The 15576-nt window shown below is 66.4% G+C and carries 14 protein-coding genes; 2 read left to right on the top strand and 12 right to left on the bottom strand.

Annotation, left to right across the window (positions count from 1 at the left end):
- Positions 1–8: 8 nt before the first annotated feature.
- Positions 9–1199 (bottom strand): FAD-dependent oxidoreductase, encoded by a 1191-nt coding sequence (locus tag JRI60_RS14430; RefSeq protein WP_204226406.1) that lies wholly within the window; start codon positions 1197–1199, stop codon positions 9–11.
- Positions 1200–1283: 84 nt separating this feature from the next.
- On the opposite strand from JRI60_RS14430, the gene JRI60_RS14435 reads away from it, so the two are divergent.
- Positions 1284–2216 (top strand): LysR family transcriptional regulator, encoded by a 933-nt coding sequence (locus JRI60_RS14435; protein WP_204226407.1) that lies wholly within the window; start codon positions 1284–1286, stop codon positions 2214–2216.
- A gap of 141 nt (positions 2217–2357) precedes the next feature.
- On the opposite strand, the gene mnhG is transcribed toward JRI60_RS14435, so the two are convergent.
- The 10 genes from mnhG to JRI60_RS14485 all read right to left on the bottom strand — a co-directional run bounded on the left by mnhG (position 2358) and on the right by JRI60_RS14485 (position 12122).
- On the bottom strand, positions 2358–2714 hold the full coding sequence (gene mnhG, locus JRI60_RS14440; protein WP_204226408.1) for a monovalent cation/H(+) antiporter subunit G: 357 nt from the start codon (positions 2712–2714) through the stop codon (positions 2358–2360).
- Positions 2711–2989 carry a K+/H+ antiporter subunit F gene (locus JRI60_RS14445; protein WP_204226409.1) on the bottom strand — a complete coding sequence of 93 codons (279 nt, stop codon included), beginning with the start codon at positions 2987–2989 and terminating at the stop codon, positions 2711–2713. The genes mnhG and JRI60_RS14445 overlap by 4 nt, the downstream gene beginning before the upstream one ends.
- Positions 2986–3474 (bottom strand): Na+/H+ antiporter subunit E, encoded by a 489-nt coding sequence (locus JRI60_RS14450; RefSeq protein ID WP_204226410.1) that lies wholly within the window; start codon positions 3472–3474, stop codon positions 2986–2988. The genes JRI60_RS14445 and JRI60_RS14450 overlap by 4 nt, the downstream gene beginning before the upstream one ends.
- Positions 3471–5087, bottom strand: a complete 1617-nt coding sequence (locus JRI60_RS14455; protein WP_239470524.1) for a monovalent cation/H+ antiporter subunit D — start codon at positions 5085–5087, stop codon at positions 3471–3473. Before JRI60_RS14455 ends, JRI60_RS14450 begins: the two co-directional genes overlap by 4 nt.
- A 20-nt stretch (positions 5088–5107) precedes the next feature.
- The gene (locus JRI60_RS14460) at positions 5108–5446 is read right to left on the bottom strand and encodes a Na+/H+ antiporter subunit C (RefSeq protein WP_204226412.1); all 339 of its coding nucleotides are present in this window, start codon (positions 5444–5446) and stop codon (positions 5108–5110) included.
- The gene (locus JRI60_RS14465) at positions 5446–8319 is read right to left on the bottom strand and encodes a monovalent cation/H+ antiporter subunit A (RefSeq protein WP_239470525.1); all 2874 of its coding nucleotides are present in this window, start codon (positions 8317–8319) and stop codon (positions 5446–5448) included. The genes JRI60_RS14460 and JRI60_RS14465 overlap by 1 nt, the downstream gene beginning before the upstream one ends.
- Before the next feature lie 486 nt (positions 8320–8805).
- Entirely contained in the window at positions 8806–9984 is a 1179-nt protein-coding gene (locus JRI60_RS14470; protein WP_204226414.1) for an MFS transporter, read from the bottom strand.
- Entirely contained in the window at positions 9981–10526 is a 546-nt protein-coding gene (locus JRI60_RS14475; protein WP_204226415.1) for a glycine-rich domain-containing protein, read from the bottom strand. The genes JRI60_RS14470 and JRI60_RS14475 overlap by 4 nt, the downstream gene beginning before the upstream one ends.
- Positions 10523–11764, bottom strand: a complete 1242-nt coding sequence (locus JRI60_RS14480) for a hypothetical protein (RefSeq protein WP_239470526.1) — start codon at positions 11762–11764, stop codon at positions 10523–10525. Before JRI60_RS14480 ends, JRI60_RS14475 begins: the two co-directional genes overlap by 4 nt.
- A gap of 163 nt (positions 11765–11927) precedes the next feature.
- On the bottom strand, positions 11928–12122 hold the full coding sequence (locus JRI60_RS14485; protein WP_204226417.1) for a hypothetical protein: 195 nt from the start codon (positions 12120–12122) through the stop codon (positions 11928–11930).
- A gap of 250 nt (positions 12123–12372) precedes the next feature.
- On the opposite strand from JRI60_RS14485, the gene JRI60_RS14490 reads away from it, so the two are divergent.
- Complete coding sequence (locus JRI60_RS14490) at positions 12373–14010, top strand: flavin-containing monooxygenase (RefSeq protein ID WP_204226418.1); 1638 nt, start codon at positions 12373–12375, stop codon at positions 14008–14010.
- 244 nt (positions 14011–14254) lie between these two features.
- On the opposite strand, the gene JRI60_RS14495 is transcribed toward JRI60_RS14490, so the two are convergent.
- Positions 14255–15436, bottom strand: a complete 1182-nt coding sequence (locus JRI60_RS14495) for an MxcI protein (RefSeq protein ID WP_239470527.1) — start codon at positions 15434–15436, stop codon at positions 14255–14257.
- Positions 15437–15576 lie beyond the last annotated feature (140 nt).

A 15576-nucleotide genomic window follows, 5' to 3' on the forward strand; every position in this document is an offset into this window, starting at 1 on the left:
GAACTGGCTCAAGTGGTCTTTTCCCACTCCAGGCGATACGAGTACATCTTCGATTGGCTGGAGGCGCCGAGCCGCAAGAAGAGAGGTAGCAGTCGATCTCGAAACCACTCCGAGAACGCGCCGCTCACGGCCTTGCCGCTCCCGTTCCGGCGCGCGGCGCGGAAGATGGCATCCACCCGGGGACGACGGGCCTTCTCGAAGGCGGCAAAGGCCTTCGCCGGGGTGTCGATGTCTCGCAGGCACTGGGCCAGCACCAGTGCATCCTCCATGGCGAGGGACGCGCCCTGACCCGCACTCGGAGACATGGCATGAGCGGCATCCCCCAGCAAACAGACTCGGCCCGCGTGCCACCGCGGCATCGCTTGCAGCTCGTAGATGGGCCAGGGTCCCAGAAGCGTCGGCGTGGCGCGAATCACATCGCCGACCCACGGCGGATCCTCCCGATGGAGTTCCAGGAGCCGTTCACGCTCCCGGGCAGGATCCGAGCGCTTTCGGAGTGCCTCCAGGTCCGAGCTTTCGGGCGCACCGTTGTGGAACCACCAGCTCTCCCCTGACGGGGTGACGAAGATGCCGAAGAACGCCCGCCGCCCGAAGAGCATGAGGTTGACGCCTGGCGGTACCGGCACCTGGACGCCCCGGGCGAAGCCTCCGTAATCGAGGAGCCCCGTGAAGCTCGGAGCCGGGGCGTCTGGGAGGAGCAGCGACCGTACCCGGGAGCGCAGCCCATCACAGCCGATGAGGATGTCCGCGGACGACTCCGAGCCATCCTCGAAGCGCGCAATGACATGGTTCGGGTGGGACTCGTCCACCGCCACGAGCCGCTGGCCCCACCGGATCTCCACACCCTGCCGAGCGGCCTCCTCCGCCAGGATCGCGTTCAACTGCCCACGCCGGATCATCGTCAGGGGCCTGCCGAACGCGCTCGCATCCCCGCTGCGATCAATGGACCCGATGGACTCCCCCCTTCGATTGATGAACTGGAATGCTTCACACGCGGTTCCCGCGGCGGCCACGGCGGCGGCCACTCCCAACGGCTCCAGGGCATTCATCCCGTTGGGAGCGACACCCAGGAAGGCGCCTTCCCCCACCGCGGCCGTCGGCCGGGCCTCGGTGATGGAGACCTCCAGCCCCAACCGCTTCAGCCACATTCCCAGAACCGGTCCCGCGATGCCTCCCCCCACGATCAGCACTCTGCGCATGTCTCTCGGCCTCCGTTCATGGCTTTCATACGCGGAGACCCGATTCACTTGCCGTGATGATTCGTGATCCTATCGTACACCACCATGAACCTGTCCTCCCTCGACCTGAACCTGCTCCTCGTGCTGCACACCGTCCTCGAGGAGAAGAGCGTGGCGAAGGCCGCGGCGTCGCTGCACGTGACGTCCTCGGCCGTCAGCAATGCGCTCGGACGACTGCGCGGCCTCCTGGGAGATCCCCTGCTGGTCCGCCATGGGCGCGGCCTGGTGCCCACACGCCGGGCCACCGAGCTGGCCCCGCGCCTTCGAGCCGCGCTCAGGGAGCTGCAAGGGGCGCTGGAAGGAGCCGCCGCCCCCTTCGTGCCCGCTCAGACAGACCGGATGTTCACGCTGGCGTGCTCGGACAATGACCAGATGGCACGGGTCCCCAGGATCGCCGCGGCCTTCACGGCGCGGATGCCTCGCGCGACGCTGAGGATCGTCAGCATCGACCAGCTCGAGGCCAGCGATGGACTCGCCAGCGGACAGGTGGATGCCGTCATTGGTCCGATCGAGGCCGCCGGGCCGGGACTGCACGCGAAGGCGCTGTATCGCGACGAAGCGGTGATGGTGGTCCGCCGGGATCACCCCAAGGTGGGCAAGCGACTGTCGCGGCAGATGTTCAATGACCTGCGGCACGTGGACATCTGGCTCTCCATCGAAGGGCCAGGGGTAGGGCACCGCCTCATCGAAGGCTTCTTCCAACGGCACGGCCTGCGGCGGTCCGTCTCCCTGGTGGCTCCCAGCTTCGCCGCGGCGGCGATGATCGCCGCGACCACCGACCTGATCGCCGGCATGCCGCGCCTCCTGGCGGAGTCACTCGCCCAACACCTGCCCCTGCGGATCCTCGAGCTGCCCGTGGCCCCACCGCCTTTTCAGATGCACCTCCTCTGGCACGAGCGCACGCATGCCGATGAGGGTGCGCGCTACTTCCGGGAGCTCGTCTTCGGAGCCATGCGCGCTCCCGGTAAGGCAACGTAGTCCCGACCCCCAGCGTCGCGCCGAACATCCCGATCGACATCCAGGCGGGCGCGGTGGGAGGCCCTGTCGCGCCTGTGCACGGCGAAGGCGACCTTCGAATCGAAGGTACGCATAGGACGCATGGGGGCCCTGTGGAGGGCGTCATTCAGCGGGGGGATCGTCCACGGTGGGCACCGGAATCTCCATGCCCCGCAGGCGCCCCCTGAACACCGCGGCGCGCATCAGGAGCAAGGTAGTGACAGGTCCGGTGAGGGCAATGAACACCGAGATGAGCAGCGCATGGACGTAGAGCTGCCCGTGCTCGAAGGAGACCTGCACCACCGTCGCGAGTGTGAGGCACCAGGTTCCCAACGTCGTGCCCAAGGTGGGCGCGTGGACTCGCTGGAAGAAGCTCCGCAGGCGCAGGACCCCGAACGAGCCGATAAGTGCCGCCAGCGCGCCCGTCGCCGCGAGCAGCCCGGTCAGTGCATCCACCCACGGAGGCGTCGACGCGCTCATTCGATGAGCTCCCCGCGCAGGAGGAACTTGGACATCGCCGTGGAGCCCACGAACCCGAAGAGGGCGATGAGGAGGGCCGCCTCGAAGTAGGAACTGCTGCGGTAGATGAGCCCGAGCGAAAGGATGACCAGCATCGTGTTCACGTACAGGCAGTCGAACGCCAACACGCGGTCCTCCGCCCTGGGCCCGATGATCATTCGTGCGAGGGCCAGCATCATCGCGAGGGTGAGACAGCCGAGGGCGAATGCCAGTAACCAGGAGAGCAGCGGGCTCATTCGAAGATCTCCATGAGCGGACGTTCATAGCGACGCTTGATGAGGGCCACCAGGTCCTCCTCGTTTTGAATGGCGAGTACGTGCAACAACAGGACGCGATTATCCGCCGAGAGCTGTGCCCAGGCGGTTCCCGGCGTGAACGTGATGATCATCGCCAGCACGGCCAATCCGCTCGGATCCCGCAGCTCGAGCGGAATGTGGACGAAGCCGGAGGGGATGTCGCGCGAGCGTCGCGTGAGGATGACCCACGCCACCTCGGCGTTCGACCGCAGCATCTCGAGCACGACCCGGCCGAACAGGCGTGCCATGACGAAGGGCCTGCGCAACCGCACCGGGGCGGGCCTGAGACGGACCGTCACCGCGGGCCAGAAGATCGCCAGGACGGCGCCGAGCACCAGCGTCCCCGCGCTCAACGACTGCATCAGCAGTATCCAGAGCAGGAACAGCGCAACCGAGAGCACGGGCGAAGGAAGGAGCCACCTCATCGCGCAGCCTCCGGCGCCGGGGTCGGCATCCGCACCCTGGCGCCAAGGACCGCATGGGTGTACCCGCGGCGGTCATAGAGGGACTGCGCCGTCGCACGCGCGAGCTCCATCGTGGGGGCGGCCGCGAGCGTCAACGCTACGCACGCGGCGAGGAGCGCCACCACGGGCAATCCCTCCGCCGCCCGAACCCGAGGCGGCTCGCGCTGCATCTCCGACCAGAAGGTGCGGATTCCCGTTCGCGTGAGCGCGATGAGGACGAGCAGACCGGACCCCAGCAGCCCGCCGACGAACAGCCATGCGCGGGTGGGAACGGACCCTGTCTCTTCACGCACCGCGAGCGCCGCCGACAACATGCCGAGCTTGCCGACGAAGGTCGACAGGGGAGGCAGGCCTGAGATGAGCAGCGCGCACGCGACGAACGCCAGCGCCATCAAGGCGGTGGACGCGGGGAACGGCAGCGCGACGAGCGGCTCCTCCTCATCGTCGAGGTTGACCTCCTGCGCTTCGAGCGTCGCGCTCAGGAAGGGCGCCTCATCCACGACGGTCGCGCCCACGCGCCAGCGCTCGACGAGATCAACGAGCAGGAAGAACCCGCTGGAGGCGAGCGTGGAGCTCACCAGGTAGAACACCGCGCCGCCGAGGACGGCCTCCTCGCCAAATCCAAGCGCCGCCAGGAGCGTCCCGGCGGAGACCACCACCCCCCAGGCCGCCTGACTCGCGAGCCGATGCGAGGCGATCATCCCCAGGGCCGCGAGCACCGCGGTGACCAGCCCGAACACGAACAGCCCGTCCGCACCGAATCCCGCCAGCGGACCCCCGGCGAACATCAGCGTCCACAGCCGCACCAGCGCGTAGATGCCGACCTTCGTCAACACGGCGAACAACGCCGCCACGGGTGGAGTCGCCGACGCGTAGGCGGGAACGAGCCAGAAGTTGAGCGGCCAGGCCGCCGCCTTGGCCAGGAAGGCCACCGCGAGGATGGCCGCTCCCGCGTCGATGAGGTGCCGGTTGGCCACGGCCCCCTCGGACAGGCGCGCGGAGAGCTCCGCCATGTTGAGTGTCCCCGTGATGCCATAGATCATCGATGCTCCGATGAGGAAGAGTGACGAGGCGGCGAGATTGATGGCCACGTAATGCACGCCCGCTCGGACTCGCGATCTTCCGGACCCATGCAACAACAGGCCGTAGGAGGCGGCGAGCAGGATCTCGAAGAAGACGAAGAGATTGAAGACGTCCGCCGTGAGGAACGCGCCGGACAGCCCCATGAGCTGTAACTGCGAGAGCGGGTGGAAATGAACGCCCGCGCGGTGCCAGCGCACGGAGGCGAAGGACAAGGCGCAGGCGCCGAGGACCCAGGTCAACACCAGCATCTCGGCCGAGAGGCGATCCACCGCGAGCGCAATCCCGAACGGCGCCGGCCAGTTGCCGGGGAGGTAGGCCACGACGCCGTATTCCTGTACCCACGCCAGCAGCGTCACCGCGACGGCAAGCCCCAAGAGCGCCGAGCTCATCCCCAGCACCAGCTTGGCGGGGCGCCTGCCCTCGCCCAGCAGGAGCATCATCGCCGCCGTCAGCATCGGCAGGAGGATGGGCGCCACGATCAGGTGTGGCATCAAGGATTGAGCGAGCGCCGTCATGCCTCGGTGCCGTCCACGTGATCGGTCCCCGTCATCCCGCGCGAGGCCAGGATGACGACCAGGAGGAGCGCCGTCATCGCGAAGCTGATGACGATGGCGGTCAGCACGAGCGCCTGGGGTACCGGGTCAGTGTAGTGCACGAGATCCCGCGGGACGCCATCGACGAGGATGGGCTCCTTGTCGATGGCCAGGCCTCCGATGCTGAAGATGAAGAGGTTGACGGCGTAGGAGATGAGCGACAGGCCGACGACGAGCTGGAACGTGCGGGGCCGCAGAAGGAGCCACACGCCAGAGCCGGTCAACACTCCGATGGCGATCGCGAGTACCACTTCCATCATTCACCTCCCGAGGCCCGGTGCGCGCGGATCGACTGGTGAGCGAGCGCCACGAGGATGAGCAACGTGGAGCCCAGCACCAGACAGAACACGCCCAGATCGAAAAACATCGCGCTCCCGATGTGGAGCTCTCCCAGTACCGGAGCGCTCAGGTGGAGGGTGTGCGAGGTGAGCAGCGGATAGCCGACCACGAATGCCCCCGCGGCCGTGCCGAGGACCAGCAGGAGCCCGATCCCGATCAGCGCACGCGGCGCGAGGCGCAGGCGCTCCTCGACCCAAGCGGTTCCGGAAACGATGTACTGGAGCAGGAAGCCCACCGACATCACCAGCCCCGCCACGAAGCCGCCGCCGGGCGCGTTGTGCCCACGCAGGAAGAAGAACGCCGCCACCACACCCGTCACGGGCAGGAGCAGGCGAACCAGCACCGCCGGCACCATCAGGTACCCCACCGCGGTGTCCCGCGCCATGCGCGGGTTCACCAGATCCGTCTGCAAGTCCGCCGGGAGTACCTGCTGCTGCGGAGGAAGCGCCATGACCTCGGTCGCCGGCCGGAAGCGCCGCAGGAGCGCGTAGACGGTGAGCGCGACGAGCGACAGCACCACGCCCTCCCCGAAGGTGTCGAACCCGCGGAAGTCCACCAGCATCACGTTCACCACGTTCCGCCCGCCTCCGCCACTCAGCGAGTTCTCGAGGAAGAACGAGGTGCGCTCGGGGAAGTCTCGCGTCATCACCGCGTATGCCAGGATCGCCATTCCACTGCCGGCACTCACCGCGATGATGAAGTCGCGGGCTCGCCGGCCCTTGGCAACCCTCGCGGTGTGCGCATCGTACACGCCGCGGGTCGGCTCTCGCGGCGGAAGCCATCGGAGCCCGAGCAGGATGAGCAGTGTCGTCACCACTTCGACGGTGAGCTGGGTGAGCGCGAGGTCCGGCGCGGAGAACCAGATGAACGTGACGCAGCTCACCGCGCCCGCGGTCCCCGACAGCATGAGCGCGGCGAGCCGGTGGAACTTCGCCTGCCATGCGGCCCCCAACGCCGCCACACCTCCGATACTCCACAACGCGATGAACGTCGGCGAGAGAGGCACCAGTGGACGCTCCCCCTTGCCAATGCCACCCCACAGCGCCAGGACGCCCACGCTCAGCGTGACCACCACCATCGCCAACAGCTGCCGCTGAAGTCCCGTGGTGAGCAGCCAGCGACGGGTCCATCTGCTCAAGAGGGTGAGCCGCGTCAGCAGTGACGCGAAGAGCCTCGCACCATCCAACCGCGCCAGGATGCGACCACCGAGGCGCTCTCGCACGGCCTCCAGCCGCTGGGCCACCCGGTACAACACTCCGCCACCGCCGAGCGCCAGCGCGCTCATCAGCAGCGGAGGAGTGAATCCATGCCATATCTTGAGGCTGTACGCTGGGGGGGGTCCACCCACGACCTGCCGGGCCGCGGCATCGAGCAGGGGCCCGATCGACACGGCTGGCGCGATGCCCACGACCAGGCACATGAGGACCAGCACCTCCACGGGGACGCGCATCCACTTGGGCGGCTCCTCCGGGACGCGCGGAGTGTCCCGCGCGCTGGCGGGTCCGAAGAACACCTTCGCCGCGAACCGGAGCGAGTAGGCGACGCTCCCCATGCCCGCCAGGGTCGCCGCGATCGGCAGGCCCCACTGGACGGCGGGAATGGCGTCGACGAAGACCGTCTCCGCGAAGAACATCTCCTTCGACAGGAAGCCATTGAGCAGCGGGACTCCCGCCATCGCCGCCGTGGCTACGACCGCGAGCGTCCCGGTGATGGGCATCTGGCGGAAGAGCCCCGACAGCCGCCGGATGTCCCGCGTCCCCGTCTCATGATCGATGATCCCCACCGCCATGAACAGCGAGGCCTTGAACGCCGCGTGGTTCATGAGGTGAAACACCGCCGCCACCGCCGCGAGCGGGCTGTTGAGCCCGAGCAGCAGCATCACCAACCCGAGATGCGAGATGGTGGAGTATGCGAGCAGCCCCTTCAGGTCGCGCTGGAACAGCGCCGCCCACGCGCCGAACAGCAGCGTGACGAGCCCAGCGGACCCGACGAGCCAGAACCAGCTCTCCGTCCCCGACAGCACCGGCCACAGGCGCGCCAGCAGGAACACGCCCAGCTTCACCATGGTCGCCGAGTGCAGATACGCCGACACCGGCGTCGGTGCCGCCATCGCGTTCGGGAGCCAGAAATGGAAGGGAAACTGGGCGCTCTTGGTGAACGCGCCGAGGAGGATGAGGCAGAGGGCCACCAGGTAGAGCGGGTGGGCCTCGAGTCGCTCGGAGCTCCCGAGGACGACCTCCAATTCGTAGCTGCCTGCCATCTCGCCGAGCACCAGCAGCCCGGCGAGGAGGCACAGCCCCCCCATCCCGGTGACCGTGAGCGCCATCCGGGCCCCGCGCTGGGCGTCCTTGCGTTGGTTCCAATAGCCGATGAGCAGGAACGAGAAGAGGGAGGTCAGCTCCCAGAAGAACGCCAGCAGCAGCAGGTTTCCCGCGAGGACCACCCCCAGCATCGCGCCCATGAAGGCCAGGAGGAATGCGAAGAACCTTGGCACGGGATCCGACGGCGAGAGGTAGTACCGCGCATACAGCATCACCAGCGCGCCGATGCCGAGGACGAGCATGCAGAACGTCCATGAGAGGCCATCGAGCCTCAGCACCAGCTCGAGCCCCAGCGAGGGCACCCACGGGAGACGCTCGACCAACAGGCCTCCCCCTTGGACTCTCGGGAAATGGAGCGCCACCCCCACCAGCCCCACCAGGGCGGTGAGGCCCGCGAGCCCGGCGGCGCGGTTGCGGGCACTCGTGGGCAGCAGCGCCGCGATGGCGCCGGAGACCACGGGGATGATCAAGAGAGCAAGAAGCGGCATCGTTCGAGGTGTGGGTGGGAGCGAGGGAGGCCAACCCCTTCCCTCTCAGTTCTTGGTGGGGCCCCGGATGTGGGGAGTGGGCCTCTCCGCTCCATGCAAGGCACGATGATCCCGCGTCATCCTGGGCATCACGCCACCATGAGCAGTTTTACCGCGCGTGACAAGCGGAAGAACGGCGACGGCCGCGCGATGGTTGAGTGCGTGGCAGACCGGATTCCACTCAGGGATTGCCGCGGTGCCGTTCGATGACGGCGGCGTCGGTAATCCACTTGCTCGGGTGGTTCTTCGGTCACTCCTCCGGCTTGGGGTGCACGATCGGGAGAGCCAGGCCGGTCGAATCTTCCGGCCGGTCGGCGCCACGCCCAGGAAGGTTCCGTGGTGCGTCCCGCGGTACGTCTTGTATGGGTTTCTCCTGGGACTTGGGGGATGCCTGCCGAGGGCAAGCCCAGGTGCTCCACAAGCGTTCGCTCACGGTGTGGCGGTGCGATGGACGTGCCAGGCGAGTGCCATCAAACCCAGGACCAGCAGCAGGCCGAGGTTCAGCAAACCGCTCCACCCCAGCGCCGACAGGAGGGCCCCGGACGTCAGTGACGCCGCGCCGCTGGCGGCGAAGACGCACAGGTCATTGAGTCCCTGTGCACGAAAGCGCTCGGGACCCGAGCGACTGCGCGCCACCAGGGTCGTCGCGGTCACGAACACGAAACACCAGCCCACACCGACCAGCGCCAGTCCGAGCATGTGCCCTCCCATGCCGGGAACCCAGCTGATCAGGAACCCCACGAGCAGGAAGAGCAGCCCCAATCCCTGCAACCATGCGATCGACACTCTTTTCAGAATGGCGCTGATCGACAGCGAGGGCAGGTACATGCTCAGCAGGTGCACCTGTATCACCCAGCTCGCCTCCTGAATCATGTATTGCTCGAAGCCACACATCTGCAAGGGCGTGGGTACCATGAGCAGGCTCATCACCAGGAAGGCACCGGCGCCCATGGCCACCATCGGCCAATACAACGCGCGAGCGCGTGCGTCGGGCGTGGCGGAAACCTCGGTGACGAACGCGCCTTGCGGTCGGTACAGCAGCAACGAGAGCGCGGCCAGGACCTGGAGCAAGGCCAGGATCAGCAGGACCCGGGGCACATAATCGGACGTCCTTCCCTCCAGCAGGCCGAAGAGCGAGATGCCGGGAAAGATGCCCACGGCGCTGGCGAGTTGGATCAGGGTCAGCAGGCGCGGGGCCCTGCTGCTCTGCTGCCCCTCGAGGATCGCGAAACGATACTGCTGCACGAAGGAGCCGTGCAGACCGACACCGAAGACGGCTGCGCAGAACAGCCAGAAATCGAACCGGTGCACCGCTCGTGCGGCGAGCGCCAGGCAGCCGGCGGCCAGCAGCGCCGAGGCGATGAAGCAGCGTTTGCGTCCGAAGTGGCGCATCAGCTGGCTGGCGGGCCAGGTGCCCAGCGCCGAGGACAGCACCATCACGGCCACCGGCAGGGTCGCGAGCCGTATATCCACCGCGAGCCACTTACCCACCAGGCTGCCGACGAACTGGATCGAAACCGCGCTGGCGAGCCCCACGACCTGACACAGCAGCAGGACCCGCGTGTTGATGGATGTGGCGGGGGCGGCCCGCGGAGCTCGGAGGATCACCGAACGTGCTCCGCAGCGGGTTGTGCGTCCAGGTCTTCCGCTTCGAGCTCCGCGATACCAGCCAGGGAAAGGCCCAGCTGCTGGTGGAGGAAGCGCACCATCGTCCAGTGGGGGAGTGCGCCCTCGTCGAAGGGACCGAACTCGTCGCGATACAGTGGCAGCCAGCGCAGGGCCTCCTCGAGCATCTGCTCCCGGCCAGGCTGGCTCCGCTGGTAGTCCTCGTACGGCAGGCTGCGGTGATGGATGAAGAAGCGTCCCGGAAGACGCTCCTCGCACAGCTGCCGATACTCCCGGGTCTGCAAGATCAGATAGTGCCAGACCTCATCGAGCGCCTGCTCCACGGGCAGGAACAGCCCGGCCAGCCGCTCCGGATGGCGCGAGATCAGGTACAGGTACTTCAGGCACTCGATGACCTGCCGCTCGACGTACGTGGGCTCCTCGCCGGTGGTCCGCACGAAGTGCCGCACGACGCCGGAGAAGAGCGCGTCATCGAGCAATGCCCTGAGCGCGTCGGTCGTCACCTTGGATGGATTGGAATTCATGCGCCACCTTGTCCTGTCATCTCGGATTCCCGCACCAGCCAGGCGTACTTCCCGGACTTGCCGATCGCGATGTGCTCGCGATGTTCGAGTTCGCATTCGAGACCGGCGACCTCCAGGCTTCTTTGTCGCAGCTCGCGCGCCACGGTCGGCTCGATGGGCCTGTTGTCGAAGGTGGTGTACAGCAATCGTGCCTGTCGCGGCGTCCTCAGGTGGAGCTGATAGAGGAAGATGGAGGGTGTGGCGTCGGCGATCCAGTCATCGAGATCCGCCTGGGAGATCACCCCCCCGTGCTCGAGCCGCAACAGCTCCCGCTCCCTCCCGCAGAACCGGCGAATCCGAAGCGGGTCGGGGGAGCCATCGACCGTCTCGGCGCAATCGCCGGAGCGATAGCGAATCAGTGGCATGTAGGGGTTGCGCAGGCTCGAGACGATGATGCTGTAGATCGTGCTGTCCTTTTCGACGGGGATCAGCTCCAGGTGCATCTTGTCGAGGTAGGGCCAGTACCGTCCGTGGCGATCGCTGTAATACAGATACCCCAGCTCGGTGCTGCCAAACAGGTCGATGATCGGGCAGTCGAAATGTTGCCGCAAGAACCGCTGCACGTTCTTCGGCGTGTACTCGTAGGCGTGAATGATGCTGGCCGGTTTTGGAAAGCGCTGCCATGAGCCCCAGTCCCGGGCCTTCCGCACCAGATGCGCGAGGTGGTAGCTGTCGCAGTCGAGGTGATACGCGCCCTGCGGATGCGCCTGCTGGACGACGGTCATCTCATCGAGCATGCGCTCCACCTCGTCACGCTCCCAGAGCGCCGGATCGAGCCGCAGATTGAGGTAGAGCGTGCGCGAGTCGAGTCGACGCTCCTCGAGGCTTGGAAGTGCCTGGGCCTCGGCGCCGCGCTTCCTCGCGTTGAGTCGAGCCACGTGCTCGGTCGCCAGCACGGTGGTGATCGAGACACGCTGACAGTTCTGCTGCCAGGTGATGGCGATGTCGGGATGCTCGCTCCACAGCTGGTAGTAGGACTTCAACAGGAAGAAAGGAGGGCGGATGATCTGCATCCGTGCGTGATTGGTTCCGGTCGAGAGCACGAACTCCGCCTCGCCCACCTTCAATGCCTCAGCAAGCCTCGGGGTCATCCAATTGTCCGGGAAGCCCCTGGCGATCTCAGGCTTCTCCAGAATCGGGAAGAAACCCTGCTCGATCGACTGATGATAGATGGGGATGTCCCTGACCTGCTCGATCATCTCAACGAGAGTCTGTCTTCGGGCGTCCATCGGTTGTGTGGGGGAGGGGAGTTGAACGGACCAATGAGAAGCGTTGCATCAGCCCTTCGGAGTGGGCGCGAGCGAGGCGGGAAACCACGGGAACGAGGCGCTTTCCACCTCGCTCGCGACCCGGACTACCCTATCAGCTGATGCAGCCGGTCTTGGAGATGCAGCCGGCCTTCACGGGGGTAGCCCCCCTCGAGATACAGCCGGCCTTCACGGAGACAGCCGGCCCGGAGATGCAACCGGCATCGACAACCGGCGTACCGGCCGAGTTGGCCGCGACCCACTGGTTCCAGAGCTGATCCTGGGCGAGCTGACGAATCAGGTTTTTCATTCGAACCTCCGAGACTGAACAGGTGGATGATGCATGGAAAAACATACACTTCCACAGCCGCACCCGGATGCGCTCGGGTGCTCCTCGGCCCGGCTGCGCGACCGTGTGTTTGTTTTAAGCTTCAACTAGTCTGGGGTCAAGGGTTCCTGGTTTTTCATGTCTGCTCAGGTTTTGGGAGTTCGTTCGGGATGTCAGAGGGGCATGCTAGGCGTTGCGAGCCAGGCCACGTCGCTTACATGGAGGCGAATGCATGTCTGACTTTCAGTCGAATCGTCCGGAGGGCGGCGCGAAGCCCGCCAGCAACGTCGACGCCGTCATCGTCGGGGCCGGGTTCGCGGGCTTGTACATGCTCTACCGCCTGCGCCAGCTCGGTCTATCGGTGCGGGTCTACGAGGCGGGCAGTGGGGTCGGTGGTACGTGGTTCTTCAACCGCTACCCGGGGGCGCGCTGCGATATCGAGAGCCTGGACTACTCCTACTCGTTCTCGCGCGAGCTCGAGCAGGAGTGGAAGTGGACCGAGCGGTACGCCACCCAGCCGGAGATCCTGCGCTACATCAACCACGTCGCGGACAGGTTCGAGCTCCGCCGGGACATCCAGTTCGACACGCGAGTGACCGCCGCTGTCTTCGACGAGGCGACGAACCGGTGGGCGATCCAGACGGATGACGGAGCCAGCGTGTCCGCCAGGTTCTGCATCATGGCGACGGGTTGCCTGTCCGCGGCGAAGGTGCCGGACTTCAAGGGGCTCGAGAGCTTCAAGGGCAGGTGGTACCACACGGGCAGATGGCCGCACGAAGCCGTCGACTTCACCGGCCAACGCGTCGGTGTCATCGGTACGAGCTCGTCCGGCGTCCAGGTCATCCCCATCGTCGCCGAGCAGGCGGCCCACCTCTTCGTCTTCCAGCGGACCCCGAGCTTCAGCGTCCCCGCGCGCAATGCGCCCATCGACCCGGCCTATGAGTCGTGGATGAAGGCGAACTACGCCGAATACCGGCGCAAGGCCCGCGAGTCGCGAGCCGGGGTCGTCATGGACGTCAACGAGAAGTCCGCGCTGGACGTGTCGCCCGAGGAGCGGGAGCGCGAGTACACGGCCCGATGGAAGAAGGGCGGCACCGGATTTCTCGGCGCGTTCTCGGACCTGAGGATCCGCCGGGAGTCCAATGAAACCGCCGCCGAGTTCGTTCGAGCCCGGATCCGAGCAACGGTCCGCGACCCGGCCGTCGCCGAGGCCCTGCTGCCCAGGACCTATCCCCTGGGCACCAGGCGCCTGTGCGTCGACACCCACTATTATGAGACCTTCAATCGGGACAACGTCACCCTGGTCGACGTAAAGACGTCGCCTATAGAGGAGCTCACTCCCAAGGGACTTCGGACCCGGAGCGCGGAGTACGCGCTGGACATCATCGTGTTCGCGACGGGCTTCGATGCCATGACGGGCGCCTTGCTCAACATCGACATCCGTGGGCGAGGCAACGCGACACTGAAGCAGAAGTGGGCCGACGGCCCACGCACGTACCTTGGCCTCGCCATCGCTGGCTTCCCGAACCTGTTCACCATCACCGGTCCCGGCAGTCCCTCCGTGTTCAGCAATACGCTCGTATCCATCGAGCAGCACGTGGACTGGCTCACGGACTGCATCACCTATTTGAGGGAGCACCGTCTCGAGCGAATCGAGGCGACCGTCGAAGCGGAGGACGGGTGGGTTGCACACGCCAGGGAGCTGGTGGAGCGCACGCTCTTTCCCCTGGCGGACTCCTGGTATATCGGGGCGAACATCCCAGGCAAGCCACGTGTCTTCATGCCCTATGTCGGTGGTGTCGGGGCATACAGGCAGAAGTGTGATGCCGTCGCGGCCCGGGGCTACGAGGGCTTCACCCTGACGAGGTGAAGTGGAGTCGGCGAAGGCCACGGACGAGGGGGCCCTCCTGGGCCTCGAGCGGTACGTGTCCAGGTCCTATACGCGACCCGTCTGACATGAGGGGGAGTGAACGCTCCCCATACAAGGTGGGCGTGCCCCGGTGACGTGGCTCTCCCGCCGTGTTGTTAAAGCGGGAATGGCTCCCCCCACCTGAACGGGTCCTGCCCATCAGGAGCGAGGGGAGCCACGGGATGTTCTCGAAAACGCGGGTGCTCTAGCGCAGCTGGAGGAAGGAGAAGGAGAGCCCTTCCGTGGTCACGGTGGGTCTGCCGCTCTCGCCCAGCACGTGCAGGGTCGTCGACGCGCTGCCCGCCCCGAATTCGGAGTAGAGGGTCTGATTCTGCGACTCGAAGAGGAAGACACTGCCCGTGGTGGACGGGAAATCGGTCCTCCGCGTCGCGCTCAGAGTGTCGAGCTTCAACTGCCACCACTGCCAACCGGTTCCGCTCGCCACGGTACGGGGGTGGGTGCCCGCTTTCACGGGGGCGATGCTCTCATCGAGCACGCGCACGTACGCCGTTCCCTGAGGGCCGGGGATGAGCGCACCCGCGGTGCCTCCACCCACAAGCGAGCCGAGCTCCTCGTAGAAGGAGGGATCGAAGGTGCGCGTCTGGGGATCGAACTTGAGCAGGCACGGCTCCGGCGTGTTCTCTCCCTCCACCCGGTACACCGCGGCGCCGTACGCCTCCGTCGCGATGTAGACCTTGCCATCGGGGCCGACGGCGGCATCGTGCGTGTAGCCGCACCGGTCATCCATCGCGATGGTGGGCTCATCCGTCCGTGTGTCGACGGAGACGACGCCCGCCTTCCTGGTGATCCCCAATCCCGAGACCGGACGCCAGCCCACGGGCATGATGAGCTGGTTGTCGAGGTGCACGATCGCCCCCGAGAAGGACAGGATCGTGCCCGGGATGTTCAGCGCGTCGAGGGGAAGGGTCTTCGTGACCGTCATCTCGGTGGGATTCCAGATGACGAGCTGGGCGGTGGTCCCGTCGAAGTAGTACGCCTTGGTCGCCGAGATGAACTGGAAGTTGTTCTGGTACTCCCCGAGCGACGAGATGCCCTGGCCCTCGAGGCTCAGGGTTCCCGCCTGCTCCAGGCCTCCGCTGCTCGTCAGGTTGTAGCGGGTGATCGTCGCGCTCTCGTCACTCACCACATAGAGCGAGCCAGACTTGCGAATGCCCACGCCGAGCGCGCGGCCGGGAACCTTGATGGCGTTGTCCAGCGAGAGCGTCGCGGTCTGCTCCGCGCGGTCCGTCACGATGACGTAGCTCTCCATCGGGTCCGAGGAGAACAGCTGCGTGGTGATGGCGTACAGCGGCCTGGTATCGCCGTTGCCCGGGTCGTCCGGGCCCTGCGTGTCACCACAACCGGAGAGCAGGGCGAAGGCAAGCATCGCGGAAGAGAGTCTCGAGGGGAGGAAGGAAACAGGATGCTTCATGGGAACTGCCTTTCTGCCGTGGGGGAAATGGGGGGCGGTGCTCCAGCGGGAGCCTCAGCGCCTCCGGTCAGGCGCTCGGATATGAAATTGATACG

Origin of the sequence: Archangium violaceum (assembly GCF_016887565.1) — a bacterium.
Taxonomy (GTDB): domain Bacteria; phylum Myxococcota; class Myxococcia; order Myxococcales; family Myxococcaceae; genus Archangium; species Archangium violaceum_B.

Bases quoted from the DNA above. Each gene is read 5' to 3' on its own strand.
- JRI60_RS14490 (WP_204226418.1), top strand. From the start codon at position 12,373: ATGTCTGACTTTCAGTCGAATCGTCCGGAGGGCGGCGCGAAGCCCGCC.
- JRI60_RS14495 (WP_239470527.1), bottom strand. From the start codon at position 15,436: ATGCTTGCCTTCGCCCTGCTCTCCGGTTGTGGTGACACGCAGGGCCCG.
- JRI60_RS14435 (WP_204226407.1), top strand. From the start codon at position 1,284: ATGAACCTGTCCTCCCTCGACCTGAACCTGCTCCTCGTGCTGCACACC.
- JRI60_RS14480 (WP_239470526.1), bottom strand. From the start codon at position 11,764: ATGATCGAGCAGGTCAGGGACATCCCCATCTATCATCAGTCGATCGAG.
- JRI60_RS14460 (WP_204226412.1), bottom strand. From the start codon at position 5,446: ATGGAAGTGGTACTCGCGATCGCCATCGGAGTGTTGACCGGCTCTGGC.
- JRI60_RS14485 (WP_204226417.1), bottom strand. From the start codon at position 12,122: ATGAAAAACCTGATTCGTCAGCTCGCCCAGGATCAGCTCTGGAACCAG.
- JRI60_RS14430 (WP_204226406.1), bottom strand. From the start codon at position 1,199: ATGCGCAGAGTGCTGATCGTGGGGGGAGGCATCGCGGGACCGGTTCTG.
- JRI60_RS14455 (WP_239470524.1), bottom strand. From the start codon at position 5,087: ATGCCACACCTGATCGTGGCGCCCATCCTCCTGCCGATGCTGACGGCG.
- JRI60_RS14445 (WP_204226409.1), bottom strand. From the start codon at position 2,989: ATGAGCCCGCTGCTCTCCTGGTTACTGGCATTCGCCCTCGGCTGTCTC.
- JRI60_RS14475 (WP_204226415.1), bottom strand. From the start codon at position 10,526: ATGAATTCCAATCCATCCAAGGTGACGACCGACGCGCTCAGGGCATTG.
- mnhG (WP_204226408.1), bottom strand. From the start codon at position 2,714: ATGAGCGCGTCGACGCCTCCGTGGGTGGATGCACTGACCGGGCTGCTC.
- JRI60_RS14450 (WP_204226410.1), bottom strand. From the start codon at position 3,474: ATGAGGTGGCTCCTTCCTTCGCCCGTGCTCTCGGTTGCGCTGTTCCTG.